The 19089-nt window shown below is 49.2% G+C and carries 14 protein-coding genes; 11 read left to right on the top strand and 3 right to left on the bottom strand.

Annotation, left to right across the window (positions count from 1 at the left end):
* Nucleotides 1–273 precede the first annotated feature (273 nt).
* On the bottom strand, nt 274–1503 hold the full coding sequence (locus FH603_RS07880) for a multidrug effflux MFS transporter (protein ID WP_186736915.1): 1230 nt from the start codon (nt 1501–1503) through the stop codon (nt 274–276).
* A gap of 754 nt (nt 1504–2257) precedes the next feature.
* On the opposite strand from FH603_RS07880, the gene FH603_RS07875 reads away from it, so the two are divergent.
* The 7 genes from FH603_RS07875 (at nt 2258) to FH603_RS07845 (ending at nt 12441) form a co-directional block, all read left to right on the top strand.
* Nucleotides 2258–2488, top strand: coding sequence for a hypothetical protein (locus FH603_RS07875; RefSeq protein WP_186736914.1), 231 nt, complete (start codon nt 2258–2260; stop codon nt 2486–2488).
* Between the two features lie 416 nt (nt 2489–2904).
* Nucleotides 2905–4092: a DUF4249 domain-containing protein gene (locus FH603_RS07870; RefSeq protein ID WP_235985619.1), complete on the top strand. Its 1188-nt coding sequence runs from the start codon at nt 2905–2907 to the stop codon at nt 4090–4092.
* Between the two features lie 194 nt (nt 4093–4286).
* Nucleotides 4287–4676: a peptidase associated/transthyretin-like domain-containing protein gene (locus FH603_RS07865; RefSeq protein ID WP_186736913.1), complete on the top strand. Its 390-nt coding sequence runs from the start codon at nt 4287–4289 to the stop codon at nt 4674–4676.
* 8 nt (nt 4677–4684) lie between these two features.
* Complete coding sequence (locus tag FH603_RS07860; RefSeq protein WP_186736912.1) at nt 4685–8107, top strand: TonB-dependent receptor domain-containing protein; 3423 nt, start codon at nt 4685–4687, stop codon at nt 8105–8107.
* 469 nt (nt 8108–8576) lie between these two features.
* On the top strand, nt 8577–9992 hold the full coding sequence (locus FH603_RS07855) for a tetratricopeptide repeat protein (protein ID WP_186736911.1): 1416 nt from the start codon (nt 8577–8579) through the stop codon (nt 9990–9992).
* Between the two features lie 271 nt (nt 9993–10263).
* The gene (locus FH603_RS07850) at nt 10264–11049 is read left to right on the top strand and encodes a bestrophin-like domain (protein ID WP_186736910.1); all 786 of its coding nucleotides are present in this window, start codon (nt 10264–10266) and stop codon (nt 11047–11049) included.
* Nucleotides 11050–11337: 288 nt separating this feature from the next.
* Complete coding sequence (locus tag FH603_RS07845) at nt 11338–12441, top strand: class I SAM-dependent methyltransferase (protein WP_186736909.1); 1104 nt, start codon at nt 11338–11340, stop codon at nt 12439–12441.
* Nucleotides 12442–12688: 247 nt separating this feature from the next.
* Here the strand turns inward: FH603_RS07845 and FH603_RS07840 are convergent, their stop codons facing one another.
* Both FH603_RS07840 and FH603_RS07835 read right to left on the bottom strand, forming a co-directional pair.
* Nucleotides 12689–13609, bottom strand: coding sequence for a helix-turn-helix domain-containing protein (locus tag FH603_RS07840; RefSeq protein ID WP_186736908.1), 921 nt, complete (start codon nt 13607–13609; stop codon nt 12689–12691).
* 12 nt (nt 13610–13621) lie between these two features.
* Nucleotides 13622–14518: an NmrA family NAD(P)-binding protein gene (locus FH603_RS07835; protein ID WP_186736907.1), complete on the bottom strand. Its 897-nt coding sequence runs from the start codon at nt 14516–14518 to the stop codon at nt 13622–13624.
* Nucleotides 14519–14780: 262 nt separating this feature from the next.
* On the opposite strand from FH603_RS07835, the gene FH603_RS07830 reads away from it, so the two are divergent.
* The 4 genes from FH603_RS07830 to FH603_RS07815 all read left to right on the top strand — a co-directional run bounded on the left by FH603_RS07830 (nt 14781) and on the right by FH603_RS07815 (nt 18895).
* On the top strand, nt 14781–15395 hold the full coding sequence (locus FH603_RS07830) for a Crp/Fnr family transcriptional regulator (RefSeq protein WP_186736906.1): 615 nt from the start codon (nt 14781–14783) through the stop codon (nt 15393–15395).
* 57 nt (nt 15396–15452) lie between these two features.
* The gene (locus FH603_RS07825; protein ID WP_186736905.1) at nt 15453–16376 is read left to right on the top strand and encodes a DUF4267 domain-containing protein; all 924 of its coding nucleotides are present in this window, start codon (nt 15453–15455) and stop codon (nt 16374–16376) included.
* A gap of 811 nt (nt 16377–17187) precedes the next feature.
* Nucleotides 17188–17757, top strand: coding sequence for an RNA polymerase sigma factor (locus FH603_RS07820; RefSeq protein ID WP_208493165.1), 570 nt, complete (start codon nt 17188–17190; stop codon nt 17755–17757).
* A 58-nt stretch (nt 17758–17815) separates the two neighbouring features.
* Nucleotides 17816–18895 carry a FecR family protein gene (locus FH603_RS07815; RefSeq protein ID WP_186736903.1) on the top strand — a complete coding sequence of 360 codons (1080 nt, stop codon included), beginning with the start codon at nt 17816–17818 and terminating at the stop codon, nt 18893–18895.
* Nucleotides 18896–19089 lie beyond the last annotated feature (194 nt).

Below are 19089 nucleotides of genomic sequence, written 5' to 3'. Positions count from 1 at the left end.
TTGGAGTTTCACGGTGGCTACGGCTGAAGATAAACTCAAACGATGGTATGAGCAGGTCAATCCTATGAATAAATCAGATTATTCTAATAATTAAATTGGACAAGTACTAGTAGTATTTGCTCATGGTGACACGATCTAAATTAGACGGTTAAGTGAGCAATTTTGAGCAGGAGAGAGCAATAGCTGTTAGTGGAACAGTTTCATTAAGTGTCAACTTTAATCCATAGCGTATAGATTTTGACAAAAGCTGCTTTTCGTTCTGCTATAGAGCAACTAATGAAATAAGGGGGTATCTGCGTCCTGTTGAACGTCAACCGGAATGGCTATCCTCCTTCGCCCTGTCCATAATACCAGCAGGGCTATTGTGGCAGTGCCAGCCATGCCCATTACCATCGGGAGTGCGGAAGGAACTTCGAACATACTTATGAAAACAGAAATCAACGTTCCCATTCCCATTTGTAAAGCACCCATCAGTGCCGAAGCGCTTCCGGCATTTTTGGTAAAAGGAGCCAGCGATAACGCAGCAGCATTGGGGTTTGTAAAACCGATGCAACAAAGAAACAGGAATAGGAAAACAATGGTGGTAGAAAGCGTCAGCCAACCATTTATGGCTACCGTCAAAAAAGTCAAGGCAATGATTACCTGACAAATCAACGCAACATTAATAATTTGCTCGCTCTTATAGGTTCGAAGCAGGGCTGTATTTACCTGACTTGATCCGATGAAACCGACGGAAAGAAATGCGAATATCCATCCATATACTTTTTCATCGGTATGAAATACGTCCATAAACAAAATCGGCGAGCCGGAAACATAGGCAAAGAGTCCGGAAAAGGCGATGGCGCTGGTAAACGCATAAGTGTAAAATTGGGGTTCACGCAATACAGCCCAGAAGTTGAGCAAAATCGGTTTCGGCCTCAGCGAAATTGATTCGTCTGGTTTGTAGCTGGTAGGCAACCAGAAGAAAACGGCGATCAAAATAGCTATACCTATTCCTGTGAGAATGACAAATACAGTTTGCCATCCAAAGGCAGCGGTGACATAGCCACCAATTGTTGGCGCGATCATTGGTGAAGCACCCACGACCAGCAGTAGAAGAGAGAACACCTTTGCGTTGTCCTTCACCGGAAACAAATCGCGCACCATGGCAACTGATGCTACCGCTGCCGCACAACTTCCAATGGCCTGTATGACACGCATTAAGATCAGTCCATTGATACTGGCCGTAAACGCGCAGCCAGCAGATGCAAGTATGTATAGGATCAGCCCAATATACAATGGGTTTTTTCGCCCAAATCGATCGAGCAATGGCCCATAAAGTAGCTGGCCCAGCGAAATTCCAACGAAAAATCCGGATAGGGAAAGAGAGACTTTCGCAGCGGTTGTATGCAAATCTTTGGCAATGGCGGGAAACCCCGGTAGGTACATATCAATTGAAAACGGCCCTAGAGCCGTTAAACCCCCTAAAATTAGGATAAGAAAGAAATAATTCTTTTTAGACATCAGGCGTCATTAAGGTGAAAGCAATCAGGGATACTGTGGTATAGGATAGCATGCAAACTTGCTAACTGAAGAACCCAACTCATTCTATCCGGTTCAAACTTGCTATGTATACACAAGTTAAGGCTCAATAATTTCAGAAAGCCCCTGCGATTGTTTTGAAATCAGCATTCGTAGTAAGACATAAATGAGGGGAACCAGAATAATAATAGGATGAAGGCGTATGCTATGGATTACCTTTCACAACTATTAAAATTTGCGCACAGGGTCTAGGTTGGAATCGGACGTTTAACCGAACGGTTATCTCCCAGGAGAGGGGTATTGGTAGGCGAAATCACGTTTAATACCTGTCAACTATACTGAGTAACATACGGATTATGCTGAATGCTACTATGTTTTACAGCCGGGCGTAAGGGCGCCGGTTTATGCCAGGTAGATAGGATAGAATAAGAAGTGGCCCCATCAGGCGTTAAAATTTATGACGCCATTCCAACACCGGCAGGCGGCTTAAAGTCCGGTCAACATTAGCTCACCTGAAGGGGTAAGGACACGCGAGAATAAAGAATTCTTGATAGCACGAAACAGAAACAGGATAGGAGTGCTTTAAAGAGTTGACTCATGGGCCTGAACGGAAACCAGCCATACAGGGCTGTCACGTGTCAGGGATCGGCAATCCACCAATAACTCTCCGCCCGCCCCGGATTGAACCCGTCAAGCCTGCCAAAAATTTCCTATTTCATACTGAAACATCAAAGACATGTACACTATTTACTTACACCATCAGAATTATTTAAATCCTGGTCCTGAGATCTCGATGCCCTTTTTACCCCTTATCAACGACTGGATAGAAATGCCTCTTGATATCCAACAAGCTTTCTGGCCTGGCTGTAAGGATACCCTGTTTGTGGTTGAAAAAGAGCATCTATTTGATGAATTGATGAAGTTCTACGGTACAAGACTATATCTCCAGGACTGGGAAGGTAACTAACCTTCATGGTGTTTCTGGTATCCTACAGTTACGGGATTTTTGGTGAAGCAAAAGCCGCTCCAACTGCCCATAGAAAGGGGGAAGGGATAAGATTACGCTCAATAATTCCTCTATATCCATGGATGAACATAATTTCAAATTTATTTTTAGATTGCCTTAAGCCTTTTACGAGTTTGTGGTGTAGAGTTGATGTAGTCCATGCCAAAAAATCTTGAGGTTGGGCCCAGGGTGCCAACACTACAAACGTGGTGCCCAAGCTGCTAAACGAGGATAAATACGGTGTCTGGCCATGTACGCGCTGGGGTCCTGTTGGGTAATAAAGAAATTTTATTTACAAGTAGTTTACCCAATGCAGGCGCGTATTTCTGAATAAGGTGCCCTTAGACGTGGGGAGACCTTTTATTTTTCTTTGGTAGATGGATCGTTTTTGTCTGGATATGCGCTCATTGGCGGTGAAGGTGGTGATTTGTTTAAGCATGGGCTTCAGCCTGCTTACCTGTGTGGATCCGGTTGACTTACCGATCAATAGTTCGCTGGACGTTTTAATTGTTGATTGCACCCTTACCGATAAGGCAGAGACCCAGGTTATTCGGCTTAATCGCTCCAAAGCGGATGTAATTACCGGTCGATTCGGCTACGTGCCCCTCACCGGGGCCAACGTCCAGATTCTCGTTGATTCCCTGAATGTCGTGATCGCCCAGGAAACAACCGATGGCCGCTATCAACTGCCCGCTGACTTCAAGGGGCTAACCGGCCATGTTTACCAACTCAAGTTCACGTTATCGGATGGTACCCGGTACGAATCAACGCCGGAGCAACTACAGCCCGTGGCGCCCATCGGGCAGGTTCGCGCCCAATTTAATCCCACTAGTTTAAGTGGAATTGAACGATTGAATAATGCCTATTCGGCCGCTCATGATTTCTACGTGGACTTTACCGACCCCGGGGATCAAACCAATTATTATCGCTGGGATTGGATTGATTGGGAGCGCCAGGAATGGTGCCGCAGTTGCAACAAGGGACTCTACCAGATCAGAGATAATCAAGGCAATCTGCTGGAAGATTGTGTAAACAATACCTTAAACGCCTCCTTCCCTAATTATGACTACAATTGTCGAACGGCCTGTTGGGAAATCATCTACAGTAACAATCTGGTTTTATTCAGTGACCAGTTCAGCAACGGCAATCCGGTCAAAAGTCTGCTCATTGGCCAGGTACCGCTGTACTCGAAAGAGGCTAGCCTGGTTGAAGTTAGACAAAGCTCGTTAACCAAAAAAGCGTACGACTACCTCGAACGCCTGAATGACCAGACTCAGGCTACCGGCGGTGTGGCCAGTGGTCAGCCGGCTCTGTTAGTAGGCAACGTGCAAAATGTGGCGCAGAGAAATGAACCCGTGGTGGGTTATTTCGCCGTATCAAGTGTCTCTACCGTTCAATACTGGTTAACCCGACGTGATGCGTCGGGTTCTGCTCCCGGCTTATTTCAAGCCCTCAACGGTCACGACCCAATCAATGAGCCTCCCCTGGGTAATCGTCCTCCCTCCGCCGTTTGTGTCGCCAGTGATACCCGCACCCCTTTTAAGCCTGCTGGCTGGCGAAACTGATTTTTAGTATATAAGGGTGGATAGGCCAGGAAACATCTCCAGGATTAGACCCCATCCGGGGCAACTAGACTGGTAGTAAAGCAAGGGTACTCAATACGTCGTGCATAGAGTTAAGCAACCCAGAGTTTTGTCCCTACCGCATTAATTTTTTGACTTGGCATCCAGTAATAAACCTTGTACTATTCAATGTGCCTATGCTATTACGCCTGCTGGTTGGCCTGGTATTTACTCTTTCCCTGAGCCCCGTCGTTGCTCAACCGACTTATACCCTGTCGGGCATCGTCCGCTATTCGGCCAGTGGACAACCCATTGGGCAGGCCGCGGTGGTGCTCGATTATGATAAGGTGACAACGGGCACCTACACCGACGCGCAGGGCTTTCTCGCCACCGATACCCGATCCTGTCTGCCCATTGTGGTGGTGCGCAGCCTGGGCTACCTGCCTTTCCGAACTACGCTCAATCTGCGGGAGCATATAACCCTGACGGTTAAACTGCCTGCCGTTTCCAGCCAGTTCGAAGAGGTGGTCATAACCAGCAAAGGCCCAGATCGAAACGGAAGAATATATAATGCTGAACCCAGTTAAAACTCGTGATGAAATATATAGTATTCGTTCTAGGGTTAAATCTGCTTGCCAGTCACGTCGTCTGGGCGCAATTCGTGAATCAACTGCCCGGCGGCAAAGCACCGGCTTCCGTTAACCGTATCGGAACCGAAGGTGTAATACCGGGCAGCCTGGTGGAAAATAACGTGTTGACTTTGGCAACTGTACCAAGGCTGGCGGTTTTTTTGCCAGACTCAGCACTGGCAACGGGTACTGCCGTGCTTATTTTTCCGAAGATTGGATGGCCCACTCGGTCCGTGGACCAGGAAAGTATGGCTTTGGCCACCCGACTAACCGCACTAGGTATAACGGTTTTTGTGTTGCCTTACAGACTGGCTCAAGACTCCTCGTTGACCGCAGTGAGGCAGGAGCCAGCGTTGAGTCCACAAGATTCGCTGAATGCACTAGCCATGGCCCTTGCTGACGGCAAACAAGCCCTCGGCTACCTGCGCCAACACGCAGCCGAACTTGGCATCAGACCGGATCAGGTTGGCGTACTGGGCGTATCAACGGGCGGGACGCTGGCGCTGCGGCTGGTTTACGACCGTACTAAAACAACCAGCCCTAACTTTGTGAGCCTTCTTCAGGCTGAGGTGGGTACCATAGCCACCGAGTCGGTTCCAGCCGATGCTCCAGTCCTGTTTATTGCCGCTATGTCAGGGGCGACAAGTGAGAATGCCCGCCAGACCGCTATCCAGACCGCTGAATTATACCAACAGTGGCTACGGGCTGGCCGGTCGGCGGAGTTGCATAGTTATGCCCTGAGCAACCAACCCGCTGGTGTTTCCCCGCCATATACAGTCACTGATGCCTGGCTGGATCAATGGATAGGCTGGTTAAACAGGCAAGGCTATTGGCAAAAGCCGGTTGTGGCTCAATCCCATCAGACTGTAGCCCCGGATAATGTGGCCATACCCAATGGGCCACCAGCTGTTCTGCTTGCGTCTCCTCAGCCAAAAACGACGGTGGCCGTAGGAGCCCCGGCAGGAAGCCAACAGTCACCCGCACCAGTCCGGCCTAACGAAGTGAGAACGGTTTATAAAACACCCGGAGAGTCGACCGGCCGCAACGGGCTACTATCGGTTAGCGGTACCGTCCGTGATTCGGCTACGGGTCGAGGGTTGCCTCGTGCTACCGTACTGATCGATTATGAAAAAATCGGCAAAGGCACCTATACCAATGAGCAGGGGCAGTTTTTGGTTAGCCTGCCTTCGGGAAAGCATATCGTCGTCATTCGAAGCGTGGGCTACCTGCCCTACCGAACTACCCTTTACCTGCGCGAAAACACCGTACTGAACGTCAGTATCCCGTCCGTATCGAGTCAGCTGGAAGAGGTGGTCGTGACCAGCAAAGGCTACGATCAAAACGTTCGTCAGCCCCTGTTGGGGGTTAGTCAGATTAACATTTCGACGCTTAAAAAAATGCCCGCAGCCCTGGGCGAGGTTGATATTCTGCGTAGTCTGCAAATGCTGCCCGGCGTGACCAGTGTGGGCGAAGCGGCCAATGGCCTCAACATCCGGGGGGGCACAACGGATCAAAACCTGATCTTACTGGATGAGACCCCCATTTTTAACCCTACCCACATGTTTGGGCTATTTTCGGTCTTTCCGGCTGATGCCGTTAGTGGGCTGGATCTGTATAAAGGCAATGTGCCAGCCCGCTACGGGGGGCGGGCCGCTTCGGTACTCGATATTAGCCTGCGAAATCCTGATCTGAATCAACTTCATCTCAGTGGAGGGGTAAGTTTAGTAGCGAACCGATTCACGCTTGAGACACCCATCGTAGCCGGTAAGGTAGCCCTGCTGGTTTCGGGCCGGGGGGCGTTCAATGACTTTCTGTTACGGGCGGTTTCCTCCCGCTTTGACAACATTCGGGCCAAGTTCGGTGATGGAACGGCCAAGCTGTTCTGGCGCGTGAATGACCGCAACACCGTGACCGCCATGGGTTATTACAGCCAGGATCTGTTTCAGACTGATCTGGTAGGTAGTCTGGCCAATGTGAATGCGGTCAATACGCAGTACGCCCAGCAAACAGCCAACGGTATGGTGCGCTGGTTTCACGCCGTTAACGACCGGGTAAATGTGCAAACGACCGCCCTGGTCGCTCAGTATATTCCCCGCATCCTGTCCACCGAAGATACGACCAACAATCAAGTGGTACTGAAACAGGCGCTGCTACAACGGCAGATCAAGTCGAACCTCAACTACCAGTTAGCTAAGCAAAAGATCGAAGTTGGCCTTAGTGCTACTCATTATCGACTAAACCCCGGCGAGTTGATTCCGGGTACCAGTCTGGCGGTCAATTACCAGCAGACACCAATTGAAAACGCACTGGAACTGGGTATTCATGCCGAAGATGAGATTAGTTTGTCCGATCAGCTGGCCGTATCGGCTGGACTGCGCTACTCCCATTTTCTAAATCTGGGGCCGTCGGTGGTCCGCCAATACCGTAACCCGGCTACGGGTGAGGTGGCCGATGCGATGATGGTAGTAGATTCAAGTGTGTACGGCGCGGGGCAGGTCAGTAAACAGTACGGTGGCCTGGAACCTCGGTTGGGTCTGCGCTACGCCCTGACGCCTAATTCGTCTGTTAAACTGGGTTATAATCTGATGCGACAGTATTTGCAGGTGATCACCAATACAACCACACCCCTGCCGACGGCCCGCTGGAAAACAGCGGACGCGCACATTCAACCCCAGGTGAGCCAGTTGTGGTCTGGAGGTTATTTTATAAATTCGAAGAATAACATTTTCGAACTCTCGGCGGAGGTCTACTGGCGTAGTACGCAGCATGTCCTGGACTATAAGCCCGGGGCTGATTTTCTACTACAGCCCTACCCCGAAACCCAGTTACTGGCTGGTCGTAGTAAAGCCTACGGTACGGAAGTCATGGTGTCGAAGAAGAAAGGGGAATTGACCGGCTGGATTAATTACACCTATTCTCGTACGTTGAATCAGGTAAATACCGGCGTTAACTTTCAGGAGCAAATCAACGGGGGCAACTGGTACCGAGCCAATTATGACCGGCCCCATAGCCTGAACATGAGCCTGACTCTCAATCAGGGGCAACACCACAGCTTTTCGTTCAACTTTGCCTACAGCACGGGCCGCCCCTATACGGCACCGGAAGGCTTCATTCGTTATCAGCGCCGGACGTATCCCTATTACGATGAGCGGAATCAAAACCGGTTACCTGCTTATCATCGGCTGGATTTTGCCTGGAACATCTACAATCCGAGTATGAAGAACCGGCGCTGGCAGGGGCACTGGACCTTTACGGTTTACAATCTGTACGGACGGAAGAATGTGTATTCGATTTTTTACCAAACGGAGGGGCAGGCCACTAATCCTTACCGGCTAAGCATCTTCGGGGCGCCTATTCCGAGTCTGACCTACAACGTTGACTTCAAGTAAGACGGGTTGCTATACCGTTAGGGTCAGGTCAGTATGTATTTGCCGAATGCAGTTGATTATCAGCAGACCAAAGGCAAGCCAGCGGTTCTAAGTGCGTCCGAACGGGCGGGTCGAACCTTCCAGGCGGATCGGTTACAAGCGGCTCGTTGTTGATTGGCTTTTTAAGCTGCGGCTTACCCCCTGGGGAAGGTGTCGCGAAGGAAACCGCCATCGGGGCAGCTAACTAGCCCTACGCGGAACGGGCCAATCTTCGCTACCAAATGAGCGGGGCTATCGGTTTGCCTAGGCGCTTTACTGGGAGGTGACCAGCACGTCACCCTTGCGGAGTGGTCAGCTGTTTCCGTTGTCGGGACAGACCCTTCCCTTACTTGGCTCAACCAAAAGATTACCCGAGCGTTAAGTGGGAACTGATCGCCATCTATAGGCCTGGCTTGCACCGCTGCTTGCCCGCCTTCTTCGCGTTTGTTCTATGAAAATTTTAGGTATTCTACTTTTCTTGCTGGGTTCAGGCACTATGATGGCAACCGCCCAACAAGCCCGCACCACCAAAGAAGCGGTTCATTTGATTAAACTGGCTAATTCGTTTCGAGCACTCGACCGTAGCCCCCAGGCGATTAATTTACTCCTGCGCGCCTTGCCAGCGGTTAAAACTAAAGATCTATACTGGGAAGCGGTTACTTATGAACTGCTGGGACTGGCTCATAATGAGCAACAGAACCGCCCCGAGGCCTTGCGCTATCTCGAACTGGCCCGTACCCGTTATCGAAAGCTTCGGTATGAAGGCTCTGTCTGGGTAGTGGGCGAGTTAATTCGGGAGATTGCCGACAAGAATCTATACGCCGGTATCCAGTTTGGCACCTCCGGCACCAAGCTAGCCATTTTCCAAACAAAACTGGTGAATGGCTTCTACGAGAAAGATATCAAAGCCCGGATCGATCTACCCAATGAAACCGATCAACTTACGCGGGCCGGTAAAGACGCCTTAACTACCTGTATCGATTCGATTCGCCGTTACAATATTCCCAACGAACGCGTTTTTGTTGTAATCGGCAGCGAGATCGGTCGCAGTGTGGTGAAAATGCCCGATATTAATAACAAGCCCAAGCTATACAAGCAGTTGTCGAGTGCGCTCCCCAAAGGGGTTCAGCAAATCGATACTACCCTGACGCCCACGCGCGAAGCCGAACTCTTTACCCTTGGTGCGATTCCGCGCAACGTATGGCCAACGACCTCAGCGCTGGAGATTAGTGGCGGAGGCACCATGGGGGGTTACTTCGACACTAACCGTAAATTCCATGCTATAACCGTTCCCTTTGGGCCCAAAGCTCTGGTCAGCCAGATTGAAGCAAAGCGATCCTTATCCATAACCGCCTTTAAACGGGAAGCGCAACGAGTTGTTCAGGCCATTGCTGACACGGCCCTGGTACCCAAGTTTTATACCCAGAATAAAGGCTTGCAGCAGCGTAAGACCGTTGGGGTGGGTGGGGACATCACCTGGGCGTTGCTTACCTACCTCTATCCCGAGAAGGCAAACGTTACGGCTTTGCCCATTACCCTGGCCGATGTTGCCCGCTTTAAAGAGTTAGCGCTGACAGATTATCAAGCCTTAACCCATCCTGATCTAAACGGCATTAGCGATCCAGCCCTTAAAAGAATGGCTGAGAAGGATGTAAACACGATGCAGAACCTCCTCGATGAAAAGCAGATCATTGCGGGCGCTCTGTGGCTGGATACTATCTTACGGATCTATTCGACTCAAAGTGTCCCTAAACGGGTGGTATTTATTCGCAACTCAGACATCGGTTGGGTAACGGGTAAATTTCTGGAAACCATTAATCAGGAATCTGCCAAAACCATGAACAAGGAGACGCTATCGGCCCAGTAAGACCGGGCTGAATCGGTAATCGGTTCTGAGCCGCATCCTGTGCCCGGTAAACCTGATCAGCGGCTATCTGATTCGTTTAAAACAACCAGAGCAAGTTAAATTGAGCGCAAAGCCATAGGATTCCGTACCCGATGGTTGTCAGCCAGGTTGCAGGCAATAAGCGCGAGGGGAGCACCATCCCCACCCAACCGAAAGTAAGTCAAGCCCAGCCGCTGGGGGGACGCTTGTCGCTTTGACCAAAGCTTTTTGTTTACACCTCAACACACCTTCTATGCGCTGGCTGTACAACCTACCCACCTGGTTTCTGGGGTTGCTGATTGTGACCTTCTTCCTACTGACTGCCCTCGTGGGGCTGGCTATTATCCACCGACGTCTGCACCGAAGTGGAGCCGCCGATTCGATTGATAATGGGACGGTGGGATGGTTCTTTTCCGCCGTATCTCTGCTGTATGGTCTCTTATTGGGCCTGCTGACAGTGGCCGCCTGGGGCAGCTATAACCAAGCTTCCATCATCGCTTCGCAGGAGGCCTCCGCCACCGCGGTGCTCTACCGGGATCTGGCCGCTTACCCTGACGCAGCGCGTGATGCCCTGCGTAAACAGGTACGGAATTATCTCACCGTGATTATTACCCAATCCTGGCCCGCCCAGCGCCGGGGTCTACAATCCGATTCGGAAACGGTCGTGTTGAACCAGTTTCAAAAACGCTTATTCAGTCAAGAGGGCCTTACAAATGAGCAGTTGGTGGTGTATAGCGAAACGATTCGGGCCTATAACACCCTGATTGACCTCCGCCGGCAGCGGCAGGAGGCCCTCAGAGGTGGCGTTCCGGGTGTCCTCTGGCTGGTGGTCTTATTGGGAGCCGTGGCAACCATCGGCTTTTCATACTGCTTTGTGGTCGTGAGCTATCGGCTTCATGCCTTACTAACGGGGGCACTAGCGGGAATGATTGGGCTATTAGTTTTTCTGCTGGTTGTGCTGGACCACCCCTTTTGGGGAGAAATCAGTGTGTCAGCCGAGCCTTACCAACTCGTGTTGAGCACATTGATAGATAGATGACCCGCTGCTATAGCCACTCAGCAAGCAGGGAAAAAGTAAAACGCATGCCACTGAATATCCTTGACAGTTATTAAAGTGTGCGCATGTCTCCTAATCCGAATCGGAAGGTTTCCTGAAGGCAATAGGGGGTAGGAGAAGGATGATTTTTACTGACTGTCCAAGGCATTTCGTCGCCTACCGTTGGTAACTCATAACTGCCAGGCCACATGCTAACTTTTGGTTCAGCTACGCTAACCCAAATAAATACGGGGCGTTCATGGAACTTGAACAAAGCCCTGTGTTTGACTCATGACCTTGCCCGAACGGATTATCCAAAAAATAAAGCAACAGGGACCAATTCCGTTTCAGGAATTCATGGAAATGTGCCTGTACTATCCTGGCCTGGGCTACTATACCTCACCCGCTACTAAGATAGGCCCCACGGGAGACTTTTACACCAGTTCCTGCCTGACCCCCGTCTTTGGGGCTCTAATCGGTAAACAGTTGGAAGAAATGTGGGTCATACTGGGCAAAGAGCCCTTTACCATTGTCGAATACGGGGCGGGCACCGGTGCCTTATGTGCCGATATCCTGTTGTACCTAAAAAACAATGCCAGCCTGTATGACCAGTTACGCTATTGCATCATTGAGAAAAGTCCAGTCATGCAGGCTATTGAACGAAGCCATTTAACCGAAAAAGTAAGCTGGCATGAGTCGATTGAGGATATACCGGATATCAGTGGATGTATCCTCTCTAATGAGCTGGTCGATACATTTGCGGTTCACCCCGTGCTTATGGACCAGCAGTTGATGGAGGTATTTGTTGATTATACGACGAGCTTCCAGGAGGTTTTACAGCCAGCCTCCAGGGAGCTTACCAATTACCTGAACGAACTGGATGTTCGCCTGTCGCCAGGCTATCGCACCGAGATTAATCTACAAGCGGTGCGTTGGATCCAAACCGTAGCCACCGCCCTAAAGCGGGGCTATGTGATGACCATTGATTACGGGTTTGAATCCGCCGATCTCTATAAACCCGGCCGGAGTCAGGGAACGCTGCGTTGTTACCGCAACCATACGACCAATACCAATCTGTACGAGCAGATTGGTAGCCAGGATATAACCACTTACATCAACTTTTCGGCCTTAGCCCATTGGGGGGCCAAACAAGGTTTAACCAAGTGCGGCTTAACCAATCAAAGCCATTTTCTGTTAGCGATGGGCTTGATCGACTCCATTGAGCAGGCCTATGCCGGAGAAACGGATATCGTTCAGGCCGCCCGAAACGTAGCCCGGATACGGCATACCCTATTGGTGGATATGGGGCCTAAATTCAACGTTTTAATCCAACAAAAAGGCGTCGCGGGACAGTGTCTTTCTGGTCTTAGCCTGCTTCGTGAAGCAACGAGCTAAGCCCGCTACTTTTTTGCCGTGAGTCAAAAATGGATTTGGGTAGCCCTTGTTTAAGTTGACCGTTCATGATGACGATAGATAACTCGATTTTTAGGGTTGAAGCGGACGTTTGATTGACCGAATTCAAGCAGGAGCAAGGTATCATTACCGATAATCGGCTTTTACTACCTGTCAACGTTCATTCGATGTACATGACAGGTACATCGAAGAAATTAAGGGTCACTTTTTGATACGACGTCTCTTTGGGTTAGTTGAACGACTGCCGGAACGCCAGCGGGGACAGATGGGTCTTGGTCTTAAAAAACTTGCTGAACGACTGCGGGTGTTCAAAACCTAAGCTATAGGCAACTTCGCTGACCGATAGATCGGTGGTCGAAAGTTTTTCTTTCGCTATTTCAATCAACCGGTTGTGGATATGCTGCTGGGCATTCAGGCCAGTGAGGGTTCGCAACAGGCTGCTTAAGTAATTGGAGGAGATATTCAGGGCGGATGCCAGATCACCTACCGCCGGCAAACCTTTTTCCATCAACCGGTCACTCTTAAAGTTTGCCGTTAGAATTTCTTCAAATCGATCCAGCAACTGATGACCTTGAATTTTCCGCGTAACGAACTGCCGCTCGTAAAAGCGTTCTGCGTACGTCAGTAAGGTCTCCAGCTGACTGGCGATGAGTTCCTGGCTGAACTTATCAATATTGGACCGGTACTCCTGGTCAATAAGGCCGATGATGCTCCTGATGACAGCTTCTTCTTTGTCCGAAAGAAATAAGGCTTCATGTACGGTATACTCAAAGAATGCATAGTTTTTGATCTTCTTAGCCAGCGGAGTACCCCAGAGGAAATCGGGATGGATGAACAGTAACCATCCCGATTGCTCCAACTCTTTGCCTTCTTCGAGTTCTACACTAAGTAGCTGGCCCGGCGACATAAACGTCAGCACGCCTTCATCGAAATCATACGTTGTTTGCCCGTACTTTACCTTGGCGTTAAAGTTCTTCTTGAGGGCAATCGAATAGAAATCAAACACCATGGCTGTCGGCACTCGGCTACCTGAATGCTTTATATCTTCAGCATTAACCAGGCTGATCAGGGGGTGCTCGGGTCGGGGTAGGCCCCGGAAGTGATGAAATTCGCTTATGGTTTTAAACCGCTGCGGTTTGGTGTGTGCCATAGGCCAAGGTAATTAATTCTGAGAATAGGCGGCCGCAAATTCGCTGGCGAAATCCACTATCTTCACCTTACCCATTACCGCCGGCCGGTTTTGTTCATAGTCTGCTGACAAATCTCCCGTATGCTGGCTGGCATACATTTCCACAAGACTCTTCGAGATCAGCGGTGATAGGCCAGCCGACTCCAGCCCGCTTTGCATCTGCTCATCTGAGATGATGATCCATGGCAGATCAGGTTTTCCAATAGCCTTGCCCAGAATTCGGGCTACTTCGTTACAGCTCAATTCATCACTCGCTACGTAGCGTATCTTTCTTCCCGCAAGCGGGGTTACCAACTCGTCGGCAACCGCAGCCGCAATGTCATTTGGAGATACCCAGGGCACTACGTCGTCTGCCCCATAATTAGCCGCGATATAGCCGACTGTTTTGATCATCCCTGCATAACCATACAGGTTGTAATAGAATGAGGTTGGCCGCATGAAGGTGATGGCAACGTCGGAAAGCTGATTCAGAATTTGCTCCACATCATAATGGCAAAGTATGTTGCCTGTATGTTCACTCAGGTGAGCGCCAACGCTGCTCAGGTGCACGATACGTTTCACGCCAGACTGCTCGATTGCCTGTGCATAGTGGTGGGCAATACGGTTGTAGTATGCCCGCAGGTCGAGTGTTGGGTCAAGGTAGTTGCCCGGTGGCACCATGGTATACACGGCATCGGCGCTGGTAAACAGGCGGGTTAAAAAATCGACGTCTTCCAGGGAGCCGATGGCTGCCTTCGCGCCAAGTGCTTCTATTTCTCGTTGTCTGTCCGTACGGCTGCTTACCACCGTGACGGTGTGTCCTTTTTGGACTAACTCCCGGGCTAAGGGTTTGCTAATGTTACCTACCGAACCGGTTACAATAATTTTCATGTCTTCTAATTGTTTTGTGGATACAAAGGTCCTGACCCATCGCCAAAACAAATTAGCCAAATCCACCGGGGGTGTAGTCAAACCGGTTATCAGGAAACTAGCTAGTGGAAAATAATGGACCCATCGTAGTTTGATGCCGCACTAAAGACCCGTTAATACAGCAGATCAGGTATCTTATAGAGGAGCGGTAGTTGAGAACTTACCGATTAAGTCGAGATTTGGATGATTAGCTGGCATATGGCTTGATTATACAACAGAAATAATGTTGAATTACCCGCTGACTACGCTCATCGAGGAGATACGACTGATAGTACCACTCAGTGAAACGGACATTGCCCTATTACACGCCTTGTTCCAGCCCTTGTCTCTGGAAAAGGGAGATTATTTTGTACAAGCAGGTCAGGTTTGTCAACACGTAGGGTTCATCCAGACAGGCTTAGTACGGTATTTTATCAATCAGGATGGGGACGAGAAGATTTATAGCTTTGGTTTGGAAAACGAGTTTGTCTGTGATTATGAAAGCTTTCTTTCGCAACGGCCCTGCCGGCGGGCTATCCAAGCCATTGAGGATTCAGCGTTAGTCATTATCTCATTCCCTAACCTGCAGCGCTTGTTTGCCGAACTGACCTATGGGGAACGGTTTGGTCGCGTAGTGATCGAACAGGTTTTCGTCAAAACGATTAGGCAGCTTACCTCGCTCTATACCGATTCCCCGGAGATACGTTACCAGGCATTTTTAGATGAATATCCCGCCCTTTCGGCCCGCATTACTCAGTATCATATTGCCTCTTATGTGGGAATTAAGCCTCAGTCGTTGAGCCGTATCCGGGCCCGATGGTCTGGTAAAGACTATACCCGTCTTTCTTCACCTGAGTGAATGCAGGCGTTGTGTTTGCTCATCAATTTTGTGCTGTACTTTCAACTGCACAAGGTTATGACAACGCAACGTATTTCGTTCCCGGTCAGGCTGATCAGCCTGCTGATTGGTTTGGGGCTACTCTTCATCGGCGGTCGTTTTCTGCTGGCCCCTGAGCTAGGGGAACAAGGATTTGGCCTTAACTACAAAGAGCCTAACTACGCCTTTCATTCCATCAAAGGCATCCGCGACATCTTCTCCGGATTAATCATTGTCCTGCTAGCCTGGTCTCAGTACCGACGACCCCTGTTTCTGACCTTACTGGCCGGTTCCCTTATTCCCTTCGCCGATATGCTCATCGTGTGGCATACCCCCGGCAGTAATCTATGGGCCATGCTCATTCATGGGGGCACTGTCGTCACCCTATGGATACTTTGTTATTTTTTAGGGCAGTCAACGCCCGAAATAGGTATGAACCCGCCAGAGAGTTACGGAGCCTACGTTAAGCGGATCTCGTCGGCGTCGGAAGGGGGGGACACTATATTGGAATTCAGTATCCTGCCCGGAGAAAGTACACCCTGGCACTACCATCAGTTGTTTTCGGAAACGTTCGAGGTGCTGAAAGGGGAATTAACCGTTGGCCAGGGTGATCAGACGCTCGTGTTACAGGAAGGTCAGATGGCCACAATTCAAGCGGGGCAAAAGCATTTTTTTAATAACCTGTCCGGTAAGGAAAGCCTGGTCAAAGTGACCGTTTCACCCGGAAACCGGGATTTTGAGGAAGCGCTCCTGATCTCAAGAGGGCTGGCTAAAGATGGGTTAGCCAGTGAGAGCGGAACGCCGAAAAAGCTGTCTGATTTAGCGTTGTTTATTCGTTTGAATGATTCGCACATGGTAGGCCTACAAAAAGTAGCTGAACCCCTATTTAGTTTTTTGGACACTCGTGCCACTAAACGAGGCCGATTGGCCTACTTAAAAGAGAAATATGCTGATCGCTGGTAGGGGTCGATCCGTAAGAAAACCAAAGCCGAAAGTGGCGGATTCAGCTATAGGGCAAAGAATACTATATCGGTTTACTTCCTCAAACAGGCTTTTGTCCAGGTGGTGACCAGCAACGGTTTATCGATATCACGTGCGATCGCATAAGCCTCTCGACCAGTGGGAATCTCCACGTTGATCCAATTTGGCAGCAAGTCGGTCTACTTTACATACTTGGTCATTGTTCCATAAGCGCTGGTTGAATAAGTCACGATGATGCATAGGCTCTAATAATGTTAAAATACAGTCTCTATTTGTTAAAAAAAGTAAATGATCTATGATTATATTGCTGTAAAATTGTATTCTTCTTGAAACAAAAAGGTTAACTTACGCTTATAGTTAGTTGTTGTCTGACGCTAAGTCGATTATACAATCTGTAATTTATTGTCTGTCAGAATGCTTTTGCTTGAACAGCTACTGGTACTAGTAGTTGTGGGGCTACGGTAACAGGTAGCACATGTCCTGAATAGTGTCATATATACACAATAAGGTAAACAATTGATTATGAGACACATAAACGTATGGCTGGTGCGCTGGCAGAAAAGAAGCCATAAAATTTATGTTCGCAGAAGTCTTTCTTTATGAAAACTACAGGCATGAACTATGGGTTGCAGCCCATTGGCTTTGATCATACTGGTTTAGCGCCTGGTTAAAAAAGGACACAACTCTTCAAGGCAGGCTTGCGCTAAATGATTACGACTGAATAGAACTATACAAATTTTCACCAACGTGTATTTAAGTGGACGTCAAGACTTCACAAACCCCGGACCAAGCATTGTGGCACTCATACCGCACGGGCGATAAAGAGGCATTAGGCCAGTTGGTTAATCGCTACTATCGCGTGCTGAGACACTATGGGTTAAAATTTATGATCGATGGGGCGGTGGTTGACGATTGTATCCAGGAGCTTTTTCTACAGCTCTGGCAAAATCGCTTGCAGATCAATCAGACCGATTCCATAAAGCATTACCTCTTAAAGGCATTAAGGCATCATATACTCCAATATGTACGCTCTCAGCACCGGCTACCTTTTCAGGAATTGGACTGGGAAATCGCCGTAGCCGACGACACGGACACCGAAGCGTTGATGATTCAACAGGAGTCCTTATCCATTTTAACAAATACGATACAAGCCCAACTGGCCGCACTACCGGCCCGCGAACGGGAAGCCCTGTATCTCCGCTACTACGAAAACCTGTCCATTCCCGAGATCGCCGAAGTCATGGATGTAAACCGCCAGTCGGTTTCCAATTTTTTACAGAAAGCCCTCAGCAAGCTCCGTACGAAATGGCTGGTGCCCCTCCTTTTGATGATCTGCATTTTTCTTAAAAAAAGTTTGCTTTAAGAAGGGTATCCCAAGCCAGAATCTCCATACTATCAATAAAAATATCCAAAAAGTACCAATGCTGCTTCCACCTGGAAATCTTTCTACTATCGAGGATTTTTTAGAAAATGACGCTTTTCGGACATGGGTCCTGGAAAAGCGTACGGAAGACCAGTTGGTCTGGCAGCAGTGGCTGGCTGAACATCCGGAAAAGTTTGATCTCTATGAGCAAGCCGTGGCGGTATTCCTGACCCTCCATGGAAAGGAGATGTCACTCACGGATCAGCAGATAAACGTAAAAACACAGCAAATTCTGGATCAGCTTCCTGATACCTACACGCCGGTTAAGCCATTGATCAGTTGGCAATGGGGACGTTGGGTAGCTGCAGCCAGCATTCTATCTGTTTTGATCTGGTGGCAACTTGATAAACCAACGATTCAGTCGTTAGCAGGCATAGGTACAGAAAGGCAGGCTACACCCACTGGTGAGTGGAAAGTCGTGAAGAATAAGGCTAACCGGTCGATGACGGTCCTCCTTCCCGAACAATCATCGGTACTGCTGTCGGCTAATAGCCAGATTCGATTTCGGATGGGGCCAACGCATGACCTTCGGGAAGTTTACCTTCAGGGTGAGGGTTTCTTTGAAGTTGCCAAAAATCCGGCTAAACCGTTTCTCGTGTACACAAATCGCCTGACGACCAGGGTAACGGGCACCAGCTTTCAGATTCGCTCATTTGCGAATGAATCGGACGCTTTTGTGAAAGTAAAGACGGGGAATGTAACGGTCACGCCGGTTAACGCTCCGGGTTCTTCTCAAAAGGAAGTCCGGCTGGCCGTTAACCAGCAGCTCAACCTGAACGCTAAGACGGATAAGGTTGAAACAAGGGCAACCCAGCCGCTGGAGACAGGGTCGTCAGCTATTATTAGCCAGCCATTCAAATTTGATTTTACACCAGTTCCCGACGTCCTTACCCAGTTGGAGGCTGCGTATCATATGCCAATTGTCTATGATCGTAAGCTTCTCAAAAACTGCACATTTACGGGCCAGCTAAATGATGTTCCATTCCTTGAAAAGATCCGGCTTATATGCCAGACAATAGAATCCAGCTTTGACGTAGTGAATAACCAGGTCATTATTGAAAGCGCCGGATGTAATTAACTATTCCTGAACCCTTAACAACAAAAGCCCGCTATGGTGCAGCGTTAATCTTCTAACGACAAAAGGCGATAGTGCGTCCAACACTATCGCCTGTAAAGTCCCCCATTTCTGTGCTCGTCTAACACATAACCCTTGATAAGGGTAAGGGATTTTCTTGTCCATTCTTCAAAAAGAACAACAACGTAAACAAACTT

It is taken from the genome of Spirosoma utsteinense, assembly GCF_014282275.1.
Lineage (GTDB): Bacteria > Bacteroidota > Bacteroidia > Cytophagales > Spirosomataceae > Spirosoma > Spirosoma utsteinense.
Note: the sequence above shows the minus strand (reverse complement) of the source record. Positions and strands in the feature narration are given on the sequence as shown.